The 22272-nt window shown below is 70.6% G+C and carries 20 protein-coding genes; 10 read left to right on the top strand and 10 right to left on the bottom strand.

The genetic code is table 11. The features are described from left to right. Positions 1-114 precede the first annotated feature (114 nt). The 7 genes from ACGFY5_RS23590 (at position 115) to ACGFY5_RS23620 (ending at position 8395) form a co-directional block, all read left to right on the top strand. Positions 115-2685: a hypothetical protein gene (locus tag ACGFY5_RS23590; RefSeq protein ID WP_392722900.1), complete on the top strand. Its 2571-nt coding sequence runs from the start codon at positions 115-117 to the stop codon at positions 2683-2685. A gap of 70 nt (positions 2686-2755) precedes the next feature. Continuing rightward, entirely contained in the window at positions 2756-4279 is a 1524-nt protein-coding gene (dop, locus tag ACGFY5_RS23595; protein WP_392722902.1) for a depupylase/deamidase Dop, read from the top strand. An 81-nt stretch (positions 4280-4360) separates the two neighbouring features. Further along, positions 4361-4573, top strand: a complete 213-nt coding sequence (locus tag ACGFY5_RS23600; protein ID WP_035856241.1) for a ubiquitin-like protein Pup — start codon at positions 4361-4363, stop codon at positions 4571-4573. A gap of 105 nt (positions 4574-4678) precedes the next feature. After that, complete coding sequence (prcB, locus tag ACGFY5_RS23605) at positions 4679-5503, top strand: proteasome subunit beta (RefSeq protein ID WP_392722905.1); 825 nt, start codon at positions 4679-4681, stop codon at positions 5501-5503. A 20-nt stretch (positions 5504-5523) separates the two neighbouring features. Then, positions 5524-6306: a proteasome subunit alpha gene (gene prcA, locus ACGFY5_RS23610; protein ID WP_392722907.1), complete on the top strand. Its 783-nt coding sequence runs from the start codon at positions 5524-5526 to the stop codon at positions 6304-6306. A 101-nt stretch (positions 6307-6407) separates the two neighbouring features. After that, a complete protein-coding gene (locus tag ACGFY5_RS23615; protein WP_392722909.1) occupies positions 6408-7388 on the top strand; it encodes a helix-turn-helix transcriptional regulator in 981 nt (326 codons plus the stop codon). A gap of 122 nt (positions 7389-7510) precedes the next feature. Next, a complete protein-coding gene (locus ACGFY5_RS23620; RefSeq protein WP_392722910.1) occupies positions 7511-8395 on the top strand; it encodes a hypothetical protein in 885 nt (294 codons plus the stop codon). 101 nt (positions 8396-8496) lie between these two features. Here the strand turns inward: ACGFY5_RS23620 and ACGFY5_RS23625 are convergent, their stop codons facing one another. Beyond that, the gene (locus ACGFY5_RS23625) at positions 8497-10080 is read right to left on the bottom strand and encodes an FAD-dependent oxidoreductase (RefSeq protein WP_392722911.1); all 1584 of its coding nucleotides are present in this window, start codon (positions 10078-10080) and stop codon (positions 8497-8499) included. A 53-nt stretch (positions 10081-10133) separates the two neighbouring features. Between ACGFY5_RS23625 and ACGFY5_RS23630 the strand changes: the two genes are divergently transcribed. Beyond that, the gene (locus ACGFY5_RS23630) at positions 10134-10736 is read left to right on the top strand and encodes a TetR/AcrR family transcriptional regulator (protein WP_392722913.1); all 603 of its coding nucleotides are present in this window, start codon (positions 10134-10136) and stop codon (positions 10734-10736) included. A gap of 51 nt (positions 10737-10787) precedes the next feature. On the opposite strand, the gene ACGFY5_RS23635 is transcribed toward ACGFY5_RS23630, so the two are convergent. Further along, positions 10788-11795, bottom strand: coding sequence for a sporulation protein (locus ACGFY5_RS23635; RefSeq protein ID WP_392722915.1), 1008 nt, complete (start codon positions 11793-11795; stop codon positions 10788-10790). Positions 11796-11953: 158 nt separating this feature from the next. Here ACGFY5_RS23635 and ACGFY5_RS23640 point away from each other — a divergent pair, with 158 nt between their 5' ends. Both ACGFY5_RS23640 and ACGFY5_RS23645 read left to right on the top strand, forming a co-directional pair. Next, entirely contained in the window at positions 11954-12901 is a 948-nt protein-coding gene (locus ACGFY5_RS23640) for a transporter substrate-binding domain-containing protein (protein WP_392722916.1), read from the top strand. A gap of 167 nt (positions 12902-13068) precedes the next feature. Next, positions 13069-14001, top strand: a complete 933-nt coding sequence (locus tag ACGFY5_RS23645; RefSeq protein ID WP_392722918.1) for a hypothetical protein — start codon at positions 13069-13071, stop codon at positions 13999-14001. 19 nt (positions 14002-14020) lie between these two features. On the opposite strand, the gene ACGFY5_RS23650 is transcribed toward ACGFY5_RS23645, so the two are convergent. The 8 genes from ACGFY5_RS23650 to xylA form a co-directional block, all read right to left on the bottom strand. Beyond that, positions 14021-15424: an amidase gene (locus tag ACGFY5_RS23650; protein ID WP_392723902.1), complete on the bottom strand. Its 1404-nt coding sequence runs from the start codon at positions 15422-15424 to the stop codon at positions 14021-14023. 139 nt (positions 15425-15563) lie between these two features. Beyond that, the gene (locus tag ACGFY5_RS23655; protein WP_392723904.1) at positions 15564-16331 is read right to left on the bottom strand and encodes an ABC transporter ATP-binding protein; all 768 of its coding nucleotides are present in this window, start codon (positions 16329-16331) and stop codon (positions 15564-15566) included. Positions 16332-16333: 2 nt separating this feature from the next. After that, the gene (locus tag ACGFY5_RS23660) at positions 16334-17092 is read right to left on the bottom strand and encodes an ABC transporter permease (RefSeq protein WP_392722919.1); all 759 of its coding nucleotides are present in this window, start codon (positions 17090-17092) and stop codon (positions 16334-16336) included. After that, a complete protein-coding gene (locus ACGFY5_RS23665; RefSeq protein ID WP_392722921.1) occupies positions 17089-17868 on the bottom strand; it encodes an ABC transporter permease in 780 nt (259 codons plus the stop codon). The genes ACGFY5_RS23660 and ACGFY5_RS23665 overlap by 4 nt, the downstream gene beginning before the upstream one ends. Beyond that, positions 17858-18817 (bottom strand): ABC transporter substrate-binding protein, encoded by a 960-nt coding sequence (locus ACGFY5_RS23670; RefSeq protein WP_392722923.1) that lies wholly within the window; start codon positions 18815-18817, stop codon positions 17858-17860. Before ACGFY5_RS23670 ends, ACGFY5_RS23665 begins: the two co-directional genes overlap by 11 nt. Before the next feature lie 247 nt (positions 18818-19064). Next, positions 19065-19505 carry a hypothetical protein gene (locus ACGFY5_RS23675; RefSeq protein WP_392722925.1) on the bottom strand — a complete coding sequence of 147 codons (441 nt, stop codon included), beginning with the start codon at positions 19503-19505 and terminating at the stop codon, positions 19065-19067. Positions 19506-19568: 63 nt separating this feature from the next. Next, a complete protein-coding gene (locus tag ACGFY5_RS23680; protein WP_392722926.1) occupies positions 19569-21023 on the bottom strand; it encodes a dihydrolipoyl dehydrogenase family protein in 1455 nt (484 codons plus the stop codon). A gap of 42 nt (positions 21024-21065) precedes the next feature. Then, positions 21066-22253: a xylose isomerase gene (gene xylA / locus ACGFY5_RS23685; protein WP_392722927.1), complete on the bottom strand. Its 1188-nt coding sequence runs from the start codon at positions 22251-22253 to the stop codon at positions 21066-21068. Positions 22254-22272 lie beyond the last annotated feature (19 nt).

The raw sequence follows: 22272 nt of genomic DNA on the forward strand, positions 1-22272 counted from the left end.
CCGGAGACTCTCGGGTCTCCGGGCGGTGCCGCGCCACACCAAACCACGGGATCCGACCTCTGAAATGACGAACACCGGCGCTACCCGGACCGCACGTTGTTCGGTGCGGCCTCGATGAGGACGGTCGCTCGTCGGCTCACCGCCGCACTCCCCGTGCGTGGGTGGCTACTCCTCGGGTTGCTGTACGTCCTCGCGGTGGCGCTGGCGCTCATCACGAACCCGCAGTACGGGCCCGACTCCCGGATCTACCTGGCCTGGACGTACTGGTATCTGGGTCATCCGCAGGCCGAGGCCGCGCAGCTCTCGTACAACTACCTGTGGGACAACACCGGGCTGAAGGACTGTTGGTCGTGCTGGCCAGACGACTACCACGAAAAGTTCTTCACCGGGCAGTACGCGGCCGTCGTCGGACCGCGGGTGCTGCTGCCGTTCCTGTCCGCGCCGTTCGTCGCGCTGATGGGTCCGATGGGCATGCTCGTCGTGCCGATCGTGGGCTACGCGCTCGCCGTCGTCGCGACCGTGATGCTCGCGTCGCGCCTCTGGGGCCAGCGCTGGGCTTTGGTGGCCGGTGCGGTGCTGCTGCTGCCGGTCTACGTGTCCCGGTGGAGCGTCGTCGCGCACACCGAGGGCCCGGCGTTCGCGCTGCTGGCCGTGCCGCTGTTGTTGTTGCCACTGGCCAAACAGGTCAGCCGCAAACACCTGATCGCCTACGTCGCGCTCGTCGGCGTCGGCATGCTGAACCGGCAGTTCGCGATCGCGTTGCCGGTCGCCGTCGGGTTCGCCTGGCTGTTGGTGTTCCTGCGCGACCGCAAGTTCGTCAACGTCTGGCTGCCGTTCGCGTTCTGGGGCAACTTCGTCGGCTTCGGCATTCTGCTGGCGCAGATGCTGATCACGCCGATGATCTTCGGCGGCGAGGAACTCTCGCTGATCGGCCAGTTCAACGACCTGGCCATGCAGTACTTCCAGACGTCCGGGCTCGCCGCGATCCCCGAGGTCACCTGGAACGTCATCACGTCGGACCTGCTGCGGGTCCGCTACGACCTGCCGCTGATGGCGCTGCTGGTGCTGGTGACCGTGGCGGTCGTCTGGCGGTTCCGCAGTGAACTGTCGGCGATGGCGGCGGGGGCGTTCCTGTCGGTCAGCGCGATCAACATCGTGGAGTTCTGGCCGGCCGCGTTCCGCTACCACGCGCCGATCGTCCCGCTGCTGGTCCTCGCCGCGGTCGCGCTGCTGGCCGACCTGTGGGGTCCGGTCCGCAACCGTCCGTCCCGGTCCACCGAGACCGCCCCCAGGACCCCGGCGTACCGGCTCACGCTCCAGGCCGTCACGGCCGGCGCCGGTGCCACCCGACGGGCCCGCCGCTGGAGGCCGGGCATCCGCGGCCTGCGCTGGATCGGTGAACTGCCGACGCACGCCTGGCTGACGATCGGCGTGCTCACCGCCGTGACGTTCTGGGAACTGCAGGGCCGCACCTGGCACTACGGGCCGAGCAGCATCTACCACCTGGCCTGGACCTACCGCATCCTCGGCTACTCACCGGCCGACGCCACCGCGCAGACCTACGACGACCTGCACAACATGCCGTTCTTCGGCTCCGGCTGCGGCGGGCCGTGCTGGGAGTACGGCGACTACTGGATCTACCAGCACGCGACCTCCGCGGACCCGAACCTGGTCTACCCGCTGCTCTCGGCGCCGTTCGTGCACTTCTACGGCTTCTCCGGCCTGCTGGTGGTGCCGGTGGTCGCGTTGCTGGTCGCCACGATCCTGCTGACGCTCTTCGCGACGCGCCGCTGGGGGTCGGCGGCGGGCACGCTCACCGCTGTCGGGTTCCTGCTGACCGACCGGATCGCGACCGCGGGGCTGGCCGGTACCGGCGACATGCTGGCGATCGCGCTGGGCATCGGGATGCTCTACACGCTGCCGCTGGACGACCGACCCGAACAGGAAGGCAAGCACAGCCGGAAGGCGCTCGCGACGTTCGGCGTCCTGCTGGTGCTCGCGCTGGCCAGCCGGTCGACGTCGATCGCGCTGGTCGGGGCGATCGGCGTCGGCTGGCTCTGCCACAGCGTCGTCGTCCGCTCGCTGTGGAACCGGTGGACGCCCTTCGCCGGTGTCGCCGGGGTGACCACGGCGGGCGTCATCCTGCTCGGCCAGGTGAGCTCGATCGTCGACGCCCGCTACCTGGGCCGGGCCCGCGAGGTCGTCTCCGAGGGCACCGGCGGCGTCGCCGGCTCGATCGCCGACCGGCTGCACGAGATGACGTCGATCGACGGCACGTACATCGCCGCGGACGCGCTGCTCTGCGCCGTGCTGGTGATCGCGGTCATCGCGGCGCCGCTGCGGTCCTTCCGCGACCCCCTGGCCGCGCTCGCGCTGGGCGGAGGGATCGTGAGCGTGCTGCTCGGGCTGCTGGTCGGTGTGCCGTCCGGCGCTCGCCAGTTCAGCACCGTGTACCCGCTGTTCCTGCTGACGACCGTCGGCCTACTGGTGTCGCTGTCGCGTCGGCTGCGGCCGGGAGTGCCGGAAGCGGCACCGGATCCGGTGCCCGCCCTGCCGAGCCCCGAGCCCGCGCTCGCCGTCGGCCCGCCGGATCCGTTCGTGGAATTACGAGCTCCCGACGACCTCGCCGACGACGATCCGCGGGCCGAACTCGAGGCGCCGGCACGGCCCGGTGCATCCGCGTGATCACCACATGTGGTGGATCAGGCGACGGGCGAACCGGGCGGCGGGAGCCGAAGGTACGTAGGGTTGCATCATGAGCGCGCGACGAATCATGGGCACCGAGGTGGAGTACGGCATCTCGGTCCCGGGCCAGCCCGGCGCCAACCCGATGGTCACCTCCTCGCAGATCGTGAACGCCTACGGGGCGCGCAACGACCCGTCGCGGCAGGGCCGGGCCAGATGGGACTACGAGGAGGAGTCGCCGCTGCGCGACGCCCGTGGTTTCAACTACGGCGGGGCGCTCTACGACCCGGCGGAGGCGCTGGCCGACGAGGACCTGGGGCTGGCCAACGTCATCCTCACCAACGGCGCGCGTCTCTACGTCGACCACGCCCACCCCGAGTACTCGACGCCAGAGGTCACCAACCCGCGGGACATCGTGCTGTTCGACAAGGCGGGCGAGCGGGTGATGGCGGAAGCGTCGCGGCGGGCCGCCACCGTGCCGGGTGCGCCGCCGATCAACCTGTACAAGAACAACACCGACAACAAGGGCGCCTCCTATGGCGCGCACGAGAACTACCTCATGCGCCGCCGGACGCCGTTCAGCGAGATCGTCACGCACCTGACGCCGTTCTTCGTCACCCGGCAGGTGATCTGCGGTGCCGGCCGCGTGGGCATCGGGCAGGACGGCTCGGGCACGGGGTTCCAGATCAGCCAGCGCGCCGACTTCTTCGAGGTCGAGGTCGGTCTGGAGACGACGCTCAAGCGTCCGATCATCAACACCCGCGACGAGCCGCACGCCGACGCGGAGAAGTACCGCCGGCTGCACGTGATCATCGGCGACGCGAACATGTCGGAGATCGCGACCTACCTCAAGGTCGGCACCGCGGCCCTGGTGCTCAGCATGATCGAGGACAAGGCGCTGCCCAGCGACCTCGCGCTCGCCGAGCCGGTGAGCGACCTGCGTGCGGTCTCGCACGACGCGGCGCTGCAGCACAAGGTCAGCCTGCGTGACGGCCGGAAGATGACCGCGCTGGACATCCAGGAGATCTACTGCGAGCGGGCCCGCAACTACGTCGCCGACCGCCTCGGTGACGACGTCGACCCCGACACCGCCGACGTGCTCGACCGGTGGGAGTCGGTGCTCCAGCGCCTGCGCCAGGACCCGATGCTGTGCGCCACCGAGCTGGACTGGGTGGCCAAGCTGCGGCTGCTCGAAGGCTACCGCGACCGCGACGGCCTCGGCTGGGACGCTCCGCGCCTGCAGCTGGTGGACCTGCAGTACCACGACGTCCGCCAGGAGAAGGGCCTCTACCACCGGCTGGTGGCCCGCGGCGCGATGAAGCGGCTGCTCGACGACGACGAGGTCACCCGGGCGATGCTCAAGCCCCCGACCGACACCCGTGCGTACTTCCGCGGGCGGTGCCTGGAGAAGTACGGCTCGTCGGTGGTGGCGGCCAGCTGGGATTCCCTGATTTTCGACGTCGGGCGCGAGTCGCTGGTGCGGGTGCCGATGCTCGAACCGGAGCGCGGCACGCTCAACCACGTCGGTAGTCTGCTCGACCGGTGCGACAGCGCCACCGAGCTTCTGGACGCGTTGACCGGCCCCGGTCGTTAAGGAACAGAGTCGGGGCGTTAACTCGGGGCCAATCGGCCTTCCGGGGAGGTACCGTCGAGATGCGAACCGAGGGGAGACGCCATGAGCACCAGGGACAGCGGCGGTCAGTCGCAGAGCAGTCGGGCCCGGCAGGACGTCGACGAGGTCGAGGCCGTCGAGGCGAATCCTGAGGTAGCCGAGCGGGTCGAGGAAATCACCGCCGACGTCGACGACATGCTCGACGAGATCGACTCGGTTCTCGAGGAGAACGCGGAGGAGTTCGTCCGCGGTTACGTGCAGAAGGGCGGCGAGTAGGCCGCTCGACGAAGGCCGCCCGGCAGGGTTCCTGCCGGGCGGCCTTCGTGCACCTGACGGTAGGGTTGCGACAAGCTCAACGCGTGCGTACGAGAGAGGATCCAGGTGGCAACGGGCCGTTCCTCGAACCTGTTCAACCTCCCGGTGGGGTCGTCGTTCACCGAATTCCTGAGCCACACGGCGCCGGAACTACTGCCCGGGCGGCGTCCGCTGCCGCCGGGTGACCACGGCGCCATCGCCCCGCACGGCACCACGATCGTGGCCGCCACCTACTCCGGTGGTGTGGTCATGGGTGGCGACCGGCGGGCCACGCAGGGCAACATGATCGCCCAGCGCGACATCGAGAAGGTCTTCCCGACCGACTCGTACTCGGTCGCGGGTATCGCCGGCACCGCCGGTATCGCGATCGAGATGATCCGGCTCTACCAGGTCGAACTCGAGCACTACGAGAAGATCGAGGGCACGCCGCTCACGCTCGACGGCAAGGCCAACCGCCTCTCGGCGATGATCCGCGGCAACCTGGGCGCGGCGCTGCAGGGCCTGGCCGTGATCCCGCTGTTCGCCGGGTTCGACCTCGACGCTCTGGAGCCGGCCAAGGCCGGCCGGATCTTCGGGTTCGACGTCACCGGCGGTTGCTGGGAAGAGCAGGGTTACTCCTCGGTCGGTTCCGGGTCGGTCTTCGCGAAGTCGTCGCTGAAGAAGCTCTGGAAGCCGACGCTGGACGAGGCCCACGCGGTCCGCATCCTGGTCGAGTCGCTGTACGACGCCGCCGACGACGACTCGGCGACCGGTGGGCCCGACGTCATCCGCAAGCTCTACCCGATCCTGGCCGTCGTCGACGCCGAGGGCGTTCGCCGGCTGACCGACGACGAGGTGGGTGCGGTCGTCGCCGAGGTGATCGCCGACCGAACCGCCAATCCCGGCGTCTAGCGAAGGGGCATCCAGCAAAGATGGCAATGCAGTTCTATGCCTCTCCCGAGCAGCTCATGCGGGACCGCTCGGAGTTCGCGCGCAAGGGCATCGCGCGCGGCCGCAGCGTGGTCGTGCTCAGCTACGCCGGCGGCGTGCTGTTCGTCGCCGAAAACCCGTCGAAGGCCCTGCACAAGGTCAGCGAGATCTACGACCGCATCGGTTACGCGGCGGTCGGCAAGTACAACGAGTTCGAGGCGCTGCGCCAGGTCGGCGTGCGCTACGCCGACCTGCGTGGTTACTCGTACGACCGGCGTGACGTCACCGCGCGTGGGCTGGTGAACGCGTTCGCGCAGCAACTCGGCGCGATCTTCGGGGAGCAGTCCAAGCCGTTCGAGGTCGAGGTGTGCGTGGCGCAGGTCGGGGCGTCGGCGGCTGCCGACGAGCTGTACCGGCTCACGTACGACGGCTCGGTCACCGACGAGCCGGGCTTCATCGCGATGGGCGGCCAGTCCGAGGCGATCGCGTCGCAGTTGCGCGAGAAGCAGTCGCGGGAGGCGGACCTGCGGGGTGCGCTGAAGGTGGCTGTCGACGCGCTTGCCTCCATCGGTGGCGAGAACGGCAATCCGCGCACGCTGTCCGCGGCGCAGCTCGAGGTCGCGGTCCTCGATCGCGCCCGCCCCGGTCGCGCGTTCCGCCGCCTGGTGGGCGCCGCCCTCGAGGGTCTCCTCGTCACCCCCGATGCGGACGCCCCGAAGGAGGACACCTCCTCGTCCGAGGAGCCCTCCGAAGGCACCGAGTCGAGCGAGTCCCAGGACTCCTGACCAGCGCAGATCACGCGGGCCGCCCCTCGGGGCGGCCCGACGTGCATCCGGGGTCGGGCATACCTGTCACGCCGTGGCAGGTATGCGCGGGAGACTGAGGTGTGCGCGCTGACCGGTTGCTTTCGCTGCTGCTGCTGGTGCAGACCCGGGGGCGGATGACGGCGCAGGAGCTCGCGGACGAGCTCGAGGTGTCGGTACGCACTGTCTACCGGGACGTCGACGCGCTCTCGGCGGCGGGTGTACCGCTGTACGCCGACCGCGGCCCGGCCGGCGGCTACCAGCTCGTCGACGGGTACCGCACGAAGCTGACCGGCCTCACCGTCGACCAGGCCGAGTCGCTGTTCCTGGTCGGCATGCCCGGCCCCGCCGCGGCACTCGGCCTCGGCACCGAACTGGCCGCCGCCGAGCTCAAGCTGCTCGCCGCGCTCCCGGCAGAACTCCGCACCCGCGCGGAGCGCATGCGCGAACGGTTCCACCTCGACGCTCCGGGCTGGTTCCGCGAGGCCGAATCCGTGCCCCACCTCGGCGCCCTGGCCGAGGCCGTCTGGAACCAGCGCCGCATCCGCGCCCGCTACCGGCGCTGGAAGGTGCCCCGCGACGTCGAGCGGGAATGGGACCCGCTGGGCGTCGTCCTGAAAGCAGGTGTCTGGTATTTCGTGGCCCGCAGGGCCGACGACGGCGAAGTACGGGCGTACAAGGTCTCGCACCTGCTCGACGTGGAGGTGCTGGCGGAGCAGTTCGAGCGACCGCCGGGCTTCGAGCTCGCCGGGTACTGGGACGAGTGGACCCGGCGCTTCGAGCAGAGCCTGATCCGCGGCGAGGCCCACGTGCGGATCTCGCCCCCGGGCCTCGACCGGCTGCAACACCTGCTCGGAGGCCCGGGAATGGTGCAGGCCGCACGGGAGAACGCCGAGCCGCCGGACGCCGACGGCTGGGTGCGCACCCGCATCCCGGTCGAGCACATCCGCAAGGCGCACGGCGACTTCCTGGCGCTCGGCGTCGACGTCGAGGTGCTCGGCCCGCCGGAGCTGCGGACGATGATCGCGGAGACCGTGGCGGTGCTCAGCGGCCGCTATCGGTGAAGGCGCGCCCGCACGTCCGGAGCGGATCTAGTACGGTGCGTACCGCCCGTCGAAACGGGCATTACGGGCGGACGGGGGTTGCGGTGTGTACGAGGCGAACCCTGGGGGCACTGAGCGCGATCGTGGCCGCTGCTGTGGTCGCGGGCGTGTTCACGATCGCGTCGGCCGAGGCCCCGGCTCGGGCCAGTGGACGCACGACGGTGCGGGAGCTGGGTCGGCCCGTTACGCGGTGCGTGGTGGGCGACCGGCGGCTCGGGCAGATCAGTGGGTTGGTCGAGCGGCCCGGGGGGTTCATGGTCGTGAACGACACCGGTCCGGTGGTGTGGCGCCTGGACGCGGGGTGCCGGCCGATCCGGCGGGCCGTGTTGCGTCCGCCCGCCGCTCATGACGCGACAGCGAGCCCGCGCGGTGGGAAGCGGTTCGACACCGAGGACATCGCGCTCGATCGGCACGACAACCTGTGGATCGCCGACATCGGCGGTAACACCTCGCACCGTACGGCCGTGTCGCTGTTCCGCTGGCACATGGGGGCGGCGACGACCGCGGTGACCCGGTTCGACCTGCGTTATCCGGACGGTGCCCACGACGCTGAGGCGTTGCTGCTGGCCCGGAGCGGTCAGGCGCTGATCGTGACGAAGAGCAGCGGGCCGGCCGGGGTGTACGTCGCCGACGCCCCGCTGCGGCCCGCGGGGCGGTTGCGGCTGGCCGGGCACGTCGACCTGCGCCGGGCGTGCCCGGACTGCCGGGCGCGGAGCCGGCTGATCACCGGGGGAGCGGTGTCGAAGGACGGGACGCGGGCGGTGCTGCGTACCTACGACCGGGCGTTCGAGTGGTACGCGCCGCGTGGGGACCTCGCTCGGGTGGTCACGACGCGGGTACCTCGGCACATCGACCTGCCGGAGAGTCGGCAGGGGGAGGCGATCGCGTACACCGCCGACGCCCGCACGCTCCTCACCGCGACCGAGCGGATTCCCGCCCCGATCGGAGCGGTACCGATCCGCGGTTGATCGCCTCACGCCGGCGCGGCCCCTGCCCGGCCCGCCCCGGCCCGCCCCGGCTCGTCCCGGCCCGTCCGGCCGTCCGCCCCGGCCGGTCCGGCCGCGCCGGGTCAGACCGGGACTGTCGCTGGGGCGCCGAACCACGTTCGGAGGGTCTGGGGGAGGTCGTCGGGGGGCGTGTCGCGGTCGGTGGCCCAGGCGACGAAGCCGTCGGGGCGGACCAGGACGGCGGCGAGGTCGGGGTGATCGGGTGCGGTCGCGGTGACGACCCGGACCCGCGCGGGGTAACCGGCCGCGGCGGCGCGGACGGCCGGGTCGTCGGCGAGGTCGAGCAGGACAGCGGTGCCGGCCGTGCTGAGCTCGGCGAGCCGTGTGGCGTCGCCCAGCACGAGATCGGGCGCGAGCGCGCCCACCAGCGGATGCGTCCCGGGCGCATACCGGTGCGTGACGCCCCAGAGCTGCTTCACGATGTACGTCGTGCCGTTCCGGGTACCGAGCAGGCCGGCGACCAGGTCCCGGAGCGCATCGGCCCACGGATCCGACCGCATGATCGCGACCTGCGCCCGGGTCCAGTCGAGCACCTTCGCGCCGATCGGGTGCCGCTCGGCGGTGTACGTGTCGAGCAGCCCGTCCGGTGCCCAGCCGTGGATCGTCGCGGCGAGCTTCCAGCCGAGGTTCACGGCGTCGCCGATGCCCAGGTTGAGACCCTGGCCGCCGAACGGCGAGTGCACGTGCGCGGCGTCGCCGGCGAGGAGGACGCGCCCGCGCCGGTACGCGGTGGCCTGGCGTGCGTTGTCGGTGAACCGGGTGACGCTGGTGATCGCGGCGACCGTGACGTCGACGCCGGTCACCCGCCGGATCGCGCCCTGTAGTTCGTCGACGGTGACCGGGGTGTCGCGGTCGGCCGGGGCGCCGCCGAACTCCACGACGAGGATGCGGCCGGGGATCGGTCCGAACGCGTAGACCCCGCGCGTGGACCGGTTCCAGCCGCGCTGGAGACCATCGGCGTCGGTCATCTCGGCGATGGCCTGGTAGGCGGTGATCTGGGGTGGTGTGCCGGGGAAGTCGAAGCCGCCGCCCTTGCGCACCACGGACCGGCCCCCGTCGGCGCCGACGAGCCACCGGGTGCGGAGGTGCCCGTCGATCGTGACGCCGTCGGCGTCGGCCTCGACGGTGGTCACCGAGGTGCCGCGGCGGATCTCGACGCCGAGGGACGCGGCGCGGGCGGCGAGGATGCGTTCGATCTCCTGCTGGGGCACCAGCCCGACGTCCGCGGCGGGCCCGTACCCGGCAAAGGCCGGATCCTCCTCGTCGAGCCGGTCCCCACTGAGCATCAACGCCGCGAAGTGGCCCAAGAACTTCGGCGGCGCCACTGGGCCGCCAGCGCCCGCGTTCGCGGCGCCCGGTTGCGCGGAACCCGGTTGCGCGGCGCCCGGTTGCGCGGCGCCCGGCTGCGCGGCGGCGAAGGCTCGGATGCTGGCCAGGCTGCGTTCCTGAACCTCGGCCAAGGCGGGAAGGAGACCGCGGCGGTCGAAGGCGGCAGCGGTCGGAAGGGTGATCGAGCCGGCTTTGACAATCGGGTCGGGCTCGGTGAGCCGCTCGAGAACCAGCACGTCCACCCCGGCGAGGCGTAATTCGCAGGCGAGCATCAAGCCGGTCGGGCCGGCGCCCACCACCACGACATCGTGAGTCATGGCCCAAGAGTATGTACCGAGTCAAAGTTTTGGCTAGGTATATGATTCGCTCCGTGAGTCTGCGCGACCGGAAGAAGCTCGAAACACGTCAGCGCATCTCCGACGAGGCGACGATGCTGTTCCTGGCGCGAGGCTTCGAAGCCGTGACCGTCGCCGAGATCGCCGACGCGGCGAACGTCTCGAGGATGACGGTCTTCAACTACTTCCCGCGCAAAGAGGATCTGCTCTTCGACCGGGTGCCCGAGATGCACGAGATGCTGCTCGGAGCGGTCACGGACCGCCCGGCCGGAACGACGCCGGTGCACGCGGTACGCGACCGCCTGCTCGAGCTCATCGCCCAGGGCCACCCACTGGGCGGCGCCGGCGACCACCGCAAATTCTGGCGCACCGTGCTCGACTCGCCGGCCCTGCGAGCCCGGATCCGCGAGGCTATCGAGGAACTCGAGGGCGCCCTCGCCGAGGTGCTGCTCCCCACCGAAGGCCCGGCGCGGGCGCACTGGACCGCAGTGCTCATCCTGTCCGCGGTCCGGACGACCTGGCAGATCGCCGCGCACCGCATCTTCGCCGGCGAAGACCCCGACCTGGTGCTCGCCGAGCAACCAGCCCTCGTCGCCGAGCTTTTCACCGGCGTCGAGCGCGCGCTGAGCGCGCGTTGAGCGGTCCCGTTCCGGCGGGCTAGAGCTCGCTGGAACGGGACCGGATCAGCTCTAGAAGAAGTCGTCGTCGCCGCCGTCGTCATCGAAGACCTCTTCGAAGACTTCACCCGCGACCATGCCACCGAGGAACCCGGCCGCCGCACCACCGGCCACCGCCCCCATGCCCATACCGCCCCGGTGACGCCGGTGCCCGTGGTGCCCGTAGGCCCCGTGGCTGGAGTACCCGCCGTGGCCGCCGAACGCCCCGTGGCCCCCGAACGCCGGAGCCCCGTGCCCGTAGCCACCCGCGTTCGCGAGCAACTGCTGCAGCCACCCGTCGAGATACCCGGCCCAGTCGGTCTGATCGGCCGTCGCGTAGTCGATCCGCAGGTGGTGGAACGTGTCCGTCCCACCACTGAACAGCCCGCCGCGCTTGTCGACCTCCAGCACGACGTCGACCGCGTGCGGGTTCGCCACGAACGTCACCTCGAGTTCGTTCAGGCGCCCCGAGTACTGCGGCGCCGGGAAGAACTCGATCTCCTGGTAGAACGGCAGCTGCTGCGGCACCCCGCGTAGCTGCCCGTACTCCACGTCCGCGTTGCGGAACGTGAACCCGAGCCGCGCCACCGCGTCCAGGAACAGCTCCTGGGCTCCCAGTGGGTGGATCCGGATCGGGTCGAGGTCACCCGCGTCGATCGCCTTCGCGACCGACACCTCGGTCTTGAGCCCGACCGCCATGCCCCGCAGCGGCTGACCGAACACCGTGGTGACCGGGGCCTCCCACGGCACGGGGAACTGGAACGGGATCACCTGGTCGCTGTGCTCCCGCAGTTCGAACCGGCCGCTGAGCGGCAGCCGGGCGAACTCGACACCCCCGGCCTGCTCGTGGTCACCGCCCTCGAACTCGACGCGGGTGACGAGGCCCAGCTCGATGCGTTCGATGGTGACCGTGCGGTCACCACCGCGCAGCCGCACCTCACCCCGCACGAGCTCGCCCGGCCGGCAGTCGCTGCGCTCCAGCACGGTGTCGACGGACGGTCCGCCGGCGCCGAAGGCGTGCATCAACTTCCTGAAGACCACAACATCTCCTCGGACACGAAGTCAGTCACGGGTCAATACCTCTGTTCTCGGGCAAACGCGCACGGTAATCAGCGAGTTCCCGGTTGGACGAGTGTCCGCTCTACAGTGTCCAAAACCCGCACGCCGCCGCGCTGCCGGGGTGCAGAGTGGGAGAGCCGATGACCCGCGTACGGACCACGATCAGGGTGCTCTGCCTGGTGCTGCTGGTGGCACTGATGGCGGTCGCCGCGTGCGAGAACCGGACGGGGAAACCGGACCGGCCGACCGTCCAGGACAAGTTGGACGAGGCCGGGCTGCTGGACGAGAACCGGCCGAGCCTGCTGCGGATCGGCGTCTACGACTGGCAGCCGCTGCTGGGGTACATCGACAAGGGAACCGGAAAGAACGCCGGCTTCGACGTCGACATGGCGCGGTACGTCGCGGCGAACCTGGGTTACGACGGCAAGGTCGAGTGGGTGCCGCTGACCAGCGTCGCCGACCGGATCGAGGCGCTCCAGCAGGACCGCGTCGACCTGGTGTTCGCGAGTCTGTCCATCACCGACGCGCGGAAGCGGGACATCCTGTTCGCGGGGCCGTACCTGGTCGTCGGCCAGGCCGTCATGGTGCGGGCCGACCTGGTGGACAAGATCCGCACCATTCAGGACCTCAAGAACCCGCGGTACCGGATCTGCACGAGCACGGCCACGACGTCGGAGCGGCTGCTCCAGGAGCGGGACATCCCGTACCAGCCGGAGGACAGTGACCTTCTCTGCTTCCAGAAAATGCAGAAAGGCCAGTACGACGCCATGAGCACGGACCGCACGGTGCTGCTCGGGCTCCAGCAGAACGACCGGTCCAAGTACGCGATCATCGACGTGAAGCTGGGGATCGAGGGGGGCTCCACGGCGGTGGAGCGGATCGGCGTCGGCGTGCAGAAATCGAATCCGGCGCTGCGCGAACTGGTCGACTTCTATCTGAACAAGTCGTACCTGGCCGGGCGCAAGGGGGAAGTGACGGCCTGGGACGAGGCCTACACGAAGCACCTCGCGGATCTGGGGCCGCTCAAGCAACCCCGGCCGGACGATCCGCCGGACCTGATCGACAGCAACGCCAAGTACCCCTCCTGATGGCGTCCGCCCGTCGAGCGCCCCGCCATCGCCCGGCCCTCCGACACGGGGCCTCCCGCCTCCCGCTTCCTCCGCGACGCCCCCGGGGCCCCCGCCGCCCGCCAGAGCCCGAGATCGAGCCCGGCGGACCGGCCCGGTACGGCACGCAGTCGTTCTGGAGTCTGGCGGTGGCGCTGCCGGCGGCGTTGTCGCTGCTGCGGCTCTGGATCGAGGCCGGCGGCCAGTTCCAGACCACGCTCCTGCTCGTGCAGAACGTCAACCCGGTCAACCTGTTCGCGACCACGTTCCTGGTGAGCATGCGGCTGGTCACCGGCGTCCTGGTGCTGGCGTTCGCGCTCGGTGGCGTGCTGAGCCGCAGCCCCGGGTTCGAGAAACGGTGGCTGGCCCACTGGACGACGAGGACCCCACCGTGGCTGTTGGTCGTGGTGTTCGCGCTCGCGCTGGCCACCTGGCAGATCCTGTACCTGCCGCTGCTGATCCCGGCGTTCGTGCTGGTCGCGCAGGCCACGCGGGAGTGGCGCGCGACGCGGTCCCGCAACCGGTTCGCCGTGCTGGGCGTGCTGCTCGTCGCGTACGGGGCGGTGGTGTGGCCGACGTGGGTCGACGCCTACGACCAGCGTGAGTACGTGGTGCTCGGGATGCTCGCGGCGCCCCCGGTGCTGGCGCTCGGGGTCGGGGGACGGGTGCCCGGGTGGTTCGCGGTGCCGCTGACCGTCGTCGGGCCGATCGCGGTGCTCGCGTTCGCGCTGGCGGCGGCCGCGGCGACGATGACGATGCCGGTGTTGCCGCTGACCGTCACGACCGTGAACGGCACGGACGGGGAGTCGACGAGCATCCGGGGCTACGTCGTCGGCTCCGACGACGAACTGACCGCGATCCTGCAGGAGAGCGGCGGCGTTCGCTACGTGCACAACGACGACGTCGTCACGCGCGTGCTCTGTCCGGCCGGCCCGGACGTGCCGGTCTACCGGCTCCGCGTCCACGATCTGCACATCGAGGACTCCCTGCTGGAAGCGTGGGGCCGCCGCGTCCGCCCGGCACCCCTGGACGACGCCACCTGCCGCATCCGCCAATCCCCCCGCACCGCCGGCCCACCGTAGGACCGGCCCGGGCTCGGATTCAGCCCAGCGCGGGGCGGCGGCGGCCGTACGCGGTGGCGGCCTCGAAGGCGGCGGCCACCTGCAGCGTCCGCAGGTCCGACCGGGGCCGGGTGACGACCTGGAGCCCGACCGGGAGGCCCGCCGGGGTGAAGCCGGCGGGCACCGAGATGGCGGGGGCTCCGAGCACCGTCACGTGGTATGCCGAGCGCATCCAGTCGAGGTAGGAGTGCTGCTCGATCCCGTCGACGGCGTGCGGGTACTCCCAGTCGGCCGGGAACGGCGGCACCTCGCTCACCGGCGCGATCAGGACGTCGTAGGTGTCCCAGAACGCGGCGGCGGCCGTGTAGAGCCGGGCCCACGCGGTACGCGCGCGGCCGACGTCGCCGCGGCTCAGCTTCCGGCCCTGGGAGATGTTCCAGGCCAGCGCCGGCTTGAACTTCTCCGGTTGCTCGTCGAACGTGGCGCCGTACGCGGTCTCGAACGCGTTGGCGCGCAGGGTGCGGAACACGAAGTCGGCGTCGGAGAGGTCGGGGGTCGCCTCCTCGACGGAGCAGCCCAGCGCGGTGAAGACGTCCGGCGCCGCGGACAGGACCGCGCGCACGTCCTTGTCCAGCGGTAGTCCGCCCAGGTCCGGGCTCCACGCGATCCGTAGCCCCGAAATGTCGCCGTCGAGGGGCGCACGGAAGGAGGTCTCGGGCAATGCGATCGGCGACCGCGCATCCGGCCCCGCGATCACCGACAGCAGCAGCGCCACGTCCGCGACAGTGCGCGCCATCGGCCCCGACGTGCCGAGCGTGTCCCACGGGTCGTCGCTCGGGAACGTCGGAACGCGGCCGGGCGTCGGCCGGAAACCGACGACGTTGCAGAACGACGCCGGGTTGCGCAACGAGCCGCCCATGTCGCTGCCGTCGGCGATCGGCTGGAGCCCGGCGGCGAGGGCCGCTGCCGCACCGCCGCTGCTACCGCCCGCGGAGCGGCTCGGGTCGTAGGGGTTGCCGGTGACGCCGAACAGCGTGTTGAACGTGTGCGAACCGGCCGCGAACTCGGGCACGTTCGTCTTGCCGGTCCGGATCGCGCCGGCGTCCAGGATGCGCTGGACGATCAGCGTGTTCGTGGTCGGCACGTGATCGGTGAACAGCGGCGAGCCGTAGGTGGTGCGCATGCCGGCGGTGTCGTGCGTGTCCTTGAACGCAATGGGCAGCCCATGAAGTGGTCCGGTGAGAGCGCCGTTCGCGAGCGCGTCGTCGGCGGCGGCCGCGGCGGCGAGCGCACCCTCGGCGTCCAGCGTGACGATCGCGTTGATCGTCGGGTTGACCCGCTCGATCCGGTCGAGGTGTGCGGTCACGACCTCCCGGGCGGAGACGTCCCGCCGGCGCAGCCGGTCAGCCAGTTCGGTCGCGTCGAGGGCCCAGAGCTCGTCCATGCCCAGAGCTTCGCCCAGGTCCCCGGACGGTGTCACGGGACGACAGTGCCGCCACGCACCCCCGCTTCCCGGCAAAACCTGCCGATCAGCCGGCCCGCGCCCCCGCCCAGCACTCTCCCTCGGGGGCGCGGACCGGGGTCTAGGGGGCGGGCACCCGCTGCTTGGCCGCCTGGATCTGCGCGTAAACGTGTGAACGCAGCTCGGTGAAACGCGGATCCGACCGCGTCGTCAGCTGGTCGCGCTCCGGCGGTAGGTCGACGGTGAACGTCTCCTGGACGACGGTCGGCGACCCGGACAGCACGATCACCCGTTCGCCGAGGTAGACGGCCTCGTCGATGTCGTGGGTGACGAACAGGATCGTCACGCCGAACTTCTGCCAGATCGATCGGATCAGGTCCTCGAGGTCGGCGCGGGTCTGCGCGTCGACGGCCGCGAACGGCTCGTCCATCAGCAGCACCGTGGGCTGGTACGCCACCGCGCGCGCGATCGCCACCCGCTGCTGCATGCCGCCGGAGAGTTGCCACGGATAGGCGTCACCCCGGTCGGCGAGGCCCACAGCGGTCAGCGCTTCGTCGACCAGCCGGGCCCGTTCGCCCCTGGCCACTTTTTTCTCGCGAAGCGGCAACTCGACGTTGCGCCGCACCGTGAGCCACGGGAACAGGCTGCGCCCGTACTCCTGGAACACGACGGCCAGGTCCGCGGGCGGGGTGGTCACCGGCTCGCCGCCGAGCGTCACCGTGCCGCCGGTGGGCGAGAGCAGCCCGGCCGCGCACTTGAGCAGCGTCGTCTTGCCGCATCCGGACGGACCGACCAGGCACACCAGCTCGCCGTCGGTGAGCGACACCGACACGTCCCGGATCGCCTCGACCGGCCCGTAGGCCTTCCGCAGCCCGGAGATCTCCAGCAACGTCACTGCATACCCTTTCGACGGAGACCGAAGTACCACCGCAGGACGAAGCGCTCGCACAGGTTGAACAGCCCCGCGAGGACGACGCCGAGCAGGCCGAGCAGGAGGATGCCGGTCCACATCTCCGGGATCGCGTAACTGCGCTGGAACTGGACGATCGTGAAGCCCAGCCCGCTGGACGCGGCGAACAGCTCGCTGATCACCATGAGGATGATCGCGATCGCCAGCGCCTGGCGCAGACCGGTCATGATCTGGGGGCTCGCACCGCGCAGCACGAGCGTCCGCAGCTGGGTCAGGCGGGAGATCCGGTACGCCCGGCACACCTCACCGAGCACGGGGTCGACGGCGCGGACGCCCTCGATCGTGTTGAGCAGCACCGGCCAGACGCAGCCGAACACGATGACCGTCACCTTCATCGTGTTGTCGATGCCGGCGAACAGCATCACGACGGGGACGAGCACCGGTGGCGGTATCGCCCTCAGGAACTCCAGTACCGGCTCGGTGTAGGCGCGGAGCGCGGGGGAGAGGCCGATCGCGATCCCCGCGGCCACGCCCACGATCCCGGCGAGAGCGAACCCCACGAGCAGCCGCACGATGCTGGGCAGCACGTCGGCGCGGAGGGTGGCGGGGGTCCACGTCGGCCCGACAGCGCGCAGCACGGCGTCCGGCGTCGGCAGATAGAAGTTCGAACCGCCGGCGGATGCGGCCCACCAGACGCCGACCAGGATCACCGGGAGCAGGAACCAGCGCACCACCCTCACACCGGCACCTCCCGGCGGACGGACGCGTGCCACGTCAGCAACCTCCGCTCACCGGCGCGCACGCCGACGTTGACCAGCACACCGAGCACGCCGGTGGTGAGCACCAGCGCGTACACCAACGCCGGTTCGGTGCCCGAGCGGGCGACCCCGATCGCGAGGCCCAGCCCCGGCGCACCGATGACCAGTTCCGCGGTGACCGCGAGGATCAGTGCCACCGCGGCGCCCAGCCGGACCCCGGTGAGCACGTACGGCAGCGCGGACGGCCAGACGACGTGCCGGATGCGGCCCCAGCGGCTGAAGCGGAACGAGCGGGCCGTCTCGTCCGCGACCGGATCGACGTCGGCGACGCCGGCCAGCACCTGCACGTAGATCTGCCAGAACGCCGCGTACACGACGAGCAGCAGCGACGAACCGAGCCCCGTGCCGTACACGAGCACGGCCAGGGGGATCAGCGCGACCGAGGGGATCGGCCGCAGGAACTCCACGGTGGACGTCGTGAACGCGCGGACCTTCGGCACCAGCGCGAGCGCGAACCCGAGCACGATCGCGGCGGCGGACGCGATCACCAGCCCCAGGAGCCACGCGTAGACCGTCTCCCCGATCGCGGTCCAGTAGGCGGCGGTGCCCGCCTCCCGGGCCAGCACGCGCAGCACGCTGGACGCCGGAGGCAGGTCGGCTTCCCGGACGAGCCCGGTCCGCGGCACGATCTCCCACAGCGCGAGCGCGAGCACCGCGCCGATGGCACCCCGTACCGGACCGGGTAACTCAGTCCGCATAGAGCGCGTTCAGGTCGGGCGCCTTCGTCAGCACCTTGTCGTCGGTCGCGAGCTTGCCGAGCGTCGCCACCGAGTCCTTGTTGATGTCCGCCGGCCACTTCGGCAGCGTCAGCCTGGGCGCCAGGTCGGCGGTGATCTTCGTGTACGTCGACAGGATCTGACGCACCTCGTCGGGGTGGGCGTCGGCGTACGCGTTGGACTCGTTGATCGCCTCGGTGAACCGGTCGACGAGGTCGCGGTCGGACTTCAACAGCTTCTCGTTGACGAAGTACCCGGCGACGCTCAGGTTCGGGGCGGCGTCGACGTACATCGAGGTGAGCACCCGGCCGCCGGCCGCGACCACCTGCGAGAGCTGCGGCTCGACGATGCACGCGCCGTCGACCCGCGTGGCCGCGACGGCGGCGGGCATGTCGGGGAACGGCAGTTCGACGAGGTCGAGGCCGGACGCGTCACCGCCGGCCTTGCGGACGGAGGCCCGCACCGTGCTGTCACAGATGTTCTTCAGCGTGTTGACCGCGACGCGTTTGCCGACCAGGTCTTTCGCGCTCTGCGCCGGGCTTCCCTTCGGGACGACGATCGCGCCGAAGTCCTTGCCCTGGACGCCGGTGCTCGAGACGCCGTTCGCGATGACCTTGAGCGGCAGTCCCTTCTCCCGGGCCAGCAGGAGCGAGGTGAAGTTCGAGAAGCCCACCTGGAACTCGCCGGACATGACGCTCGGCACGATCGCCGCGCCACCGGCGGCGGTCTTGAGCGTGAGGTCGATGTTGCGCTTGGAGAAGAAGCCCTTCTGTTTGCCCAGGTAGATGGGGGCCACGTCGACGATCGGGATGACTCCGACGGTCAGCTGGGCGTTGCCGCCCTCGGTCTTCACATCGGATCCGGAACCTCCGCAGCCGACCAACGCGAAGGCCAGGGTGGCGGCGGCGATGCTCGCCAATGCACGGCGCATGAACGCTCCAAGGGGGGTGTGAGCAAAAATGTGCGCAGTGTGAACAGTTGAACTGATCAAGACTATTGACGTGAGCTGAGTCACGTCAACACGCTAGTTTTGTGCGCCTCATTGTTGACATTCCACCCTCGGCCAAGGGGCGTCTCCCGCTAAACGGTCGGTTCCCCGCGCCGAACGGCACCATTTTGTGAACAATCCAAAGGCCGCTCGCCCGGTCGGGGGAGAGCGGCCTTCAGGTGAAGCGGTGCTACTTCTTCTTCGCGCTGTTCTCGCGCGACTCCAGGCTGTCGAGCACCAGGCCGGCGCCGATACCGAACATCCAGACGTCCTTGGCGATCGGCGTCCCGGCCTGCGTGGGCCGGATGCTGCCCTCCTCGCGCAGACCCGGCGTCGCCAGGTAGAGCCCGAGCAGGCCGCCGGAGAACGCGACGAGCCCCGCCCCGGCGATCGCCGCCGGGATGATCGGCACCAGCAGTGCCGCGCCGAGGGCGATCTCGGCCGTCGACAGGTACTTCGCGAACTGCTTCGGCTCGATTCCGGCCAGGAACGGATACGTCCCGGCCGCCATGCCGTGCATCCCCGCCGCGGCCTCCTCGTCAGCATGGCGCTTGGAGAGGCCGGAGTTGAGAATGTAGGCGCCGGCCGCGAGGCGCGGCGGCAGATGGCTCAGCTTGCCGAAGAACCGCATGGAGTGCTCCAGAGGGATAAGTTACCTATGTCCGAATCCTAGCCTTCCCGGAATCGGACTCAGTTACTTCCCCCGGCGCTGCTGATCAAGCGTCTCCAGCAGGCGCAACCAGCCCTCGCTGACCGTCGGATAGCTCGGCACGGCGTGCCACAGGTCGCTGACCGGTACTTTCCCGACGATCGCGACCGTCGCGGAGTGCACGAGTTCGGCGATCCCCGCGCCGACGAACGTGGCGCCGACCAGCGTGTCGGTCGCCCGGTCGAGGACCAGCTTCGCCCGTCCGACGTAGTTGTCGCGCAGCACGTAGGTACCGGCCAGCGCGGCCAGGTCGAATTCCACGGCTTCGACGTCGATCGCCGCGTCGCGGGCCTGGGCCTCGGTGAGCCCCGCGGAGCCGACCTCCGGATCGGTGAACGTCACCTGGGGGACGGGGGCGCGGTCGGCGTGCGGCGCGGATTGGCCCGCCGCGCGGGCGGCGATGGCCTCACCGGCGATGCGGGCCTGGTACTTGCCCATGTGGGTGAGCAGGGCCCGGCCGTTGAGGTCGCCGACGACGTAGAGCCAGTCGTGGCCGGGCACGGTGAGGTGGTCGTCGACGGTCACGTAGTTTTTCGTCTCGACGCCGACGGTGTTCAGACCCAGATCGTCGCTGTTCGGGGTACGTCCGGCGGCGACCAGGATCTCGTCGGCGGTCACGGTGGTGCCGTCGTCGAGCGTGACGGTGACCTCGCCGCCGTGGACCAGGCCCTCTCCGGCGTCGTTGACGTCCGGCCGGGAGACCGCGCTGACCCGCGAGCCGGTGCGGACGCTGACGCCGGCCTTCCGGAACGCGTCCCCGACGATGTCGCCGGCGAACGGCTCGTTCTTGCCGAGCAGGCGCGGTCCGCCCTCGATGATCGTGACCTCCTCGGCGCCGAGACCGTGCAGCCAGGTGGCGGCCTCACAGGCCACCACACCGCCGCCGACGATGACGACGCGGCGCGGGATCTCGTGCACGTTGGTGGCGTCCCGGGAGACCCACGGGTGGGCCTCGCGCAGCCCGTCGATCGCCGGGACGTTCGCGCGGGTTCCGGTGGCGAGCACGACCGCGTGCCGGGCGGTGAGGGTCCTGCCGTCGACGGTCACGGTCTTCTCGCCCGCGAGGCGGCCGTGGCCGCGGACGACGTCGATGCCGACGCCGTTCGCCCAGCTCACCTGGGACGTGTCGTCGTGGTTGTTGACGATTTTGTCGCGCCGGGCCAGGACGGCGGCGACGTCGACGGTCGCGCCGGTGACGCCCTGCACGTCGGCGGCGGCGTTCACGAGCTCGATCGGGCGGAGCAGGCCCTTCGAGGGCATGCAGGCCCAGAAGGAACATTCGCCGCCGAGGAGTTGTGATTCGACGATGACGGCGTCGAGGCCGGAGTACTGGGTGGCGTACTGCGCGGCGACCTCACCGGGCGGGCCGCCGCCGATCACGATGACGTCCCACTCGGTCTTGTCCGGATTCAGAGAAGCGCTCACGGGGCCAGTGTGCATGCCCTGCTCCCCGCTTGGGCGGGGAGCAGGGCATGCACGAACTCAGCGGGCGTTGAGCAGGTGCTCGATCGCGAGCTGGTCGAGCTTCACCGCGCCGGAACCCTTCGCGGCCGCGGTGGCCACGTCGAAGTCCTCGAACGCGGAGCGGTCGGCGAGCAGGTCGGTGATCGACTCGCCCTCGTTCAGCGTGGGCTGGGCGAGACCGGTGACGCCGTGCGCCTCGAGCGCGGCCTGCACCTCCGGGTCGGCCCGGAACGCCTGCGCACGCTCCTTGAGCAGGAGGTACGTCCGCATGTTCGCGGCCGCGGAGTTCCAGACGCCGTCGGCGTCCTCGTTGCGGAACGGCTTGTAGTCGAAGTGACGCGGGCCGTCGTAGGTCGGGCCGCCGCCGAGGGGGCCGTGCTCGAGCAGGTCGACGAGGAAGAACGCGTTGATCAGGTCGCCGTGACCGAACACGAGGTCCTGGTCGAACTTCGGGCCGTGCTGACCGTTGAGGTCGATGTGGAAGAGCTTGCCCTGCCACAGCGCCTGGCTGATCGCGTCGACGAAGTTGAGGTTCGACATCTGCTCGTGCCCGACCTCGGGATTCAGGCCGACCCGCTCGTGGTGCTGGAGCTGCGAGATGAAGCCGAGCGCATGGCCGACCGTCGGGAGCAGGATGTCGCCCCGGGGCTCGTTCGGCTTGGGCTCGATCGCGAACTTCAGGTCGTACCCACTGTCGATGGAGTACTGGACCAGGGTGTCGATGGCTTCGGCGTAGCGGGAGAGCGCGGCGTGGACGTCCTTGGCGGCGTTGGTCTCGGAGCCTTCGCGGCCACCCCAGCAGACGAACGTGGTGGCGCCGAGTTCGGCGGCGAGGTCCACCTGGCGCAGCGTCTTGCGCAGCGCGAACCGGCGTACGCCGCGGTCGTTGCTGGTGAACGCGCCGTCCTTGAACACCGGGTGGGTGAAGAGGTTGGTGGTCACCATCGGCACGACCAGACCGGTGGCGGCGAGGGCGTCCTTGAGGCGTCCGAGGTGCTTGGCGCGGGCGTCGTCGTCCGATCCGAACGGCACCACGTCGTCGTCGTGGAACGTGATGCCGTAGGCGCCGAGCTCGGCCAGCTTGTGCACGGACTCGACCGGGTCGAGCGGGGCGCGGGTCGCGTCGCCGAACGGGTCGCGGGCCTCCCAGCCGATGGTCCAGAGTCCGAACGTGAAGCGGTCAGCGGGCGTTGGCTGCGCTGCCATGGCGGTTACCTCCGTGCGG

The organism is Cryptosporangium sp. NPDC048952 (assembly GCF_043197895.1).
Taxonomy (GTDB): Bacteria; Actinomycetota; Actinomycetes; order Mycobacteriales; family Cryptosporangiaceae; genus Cryptosporangium.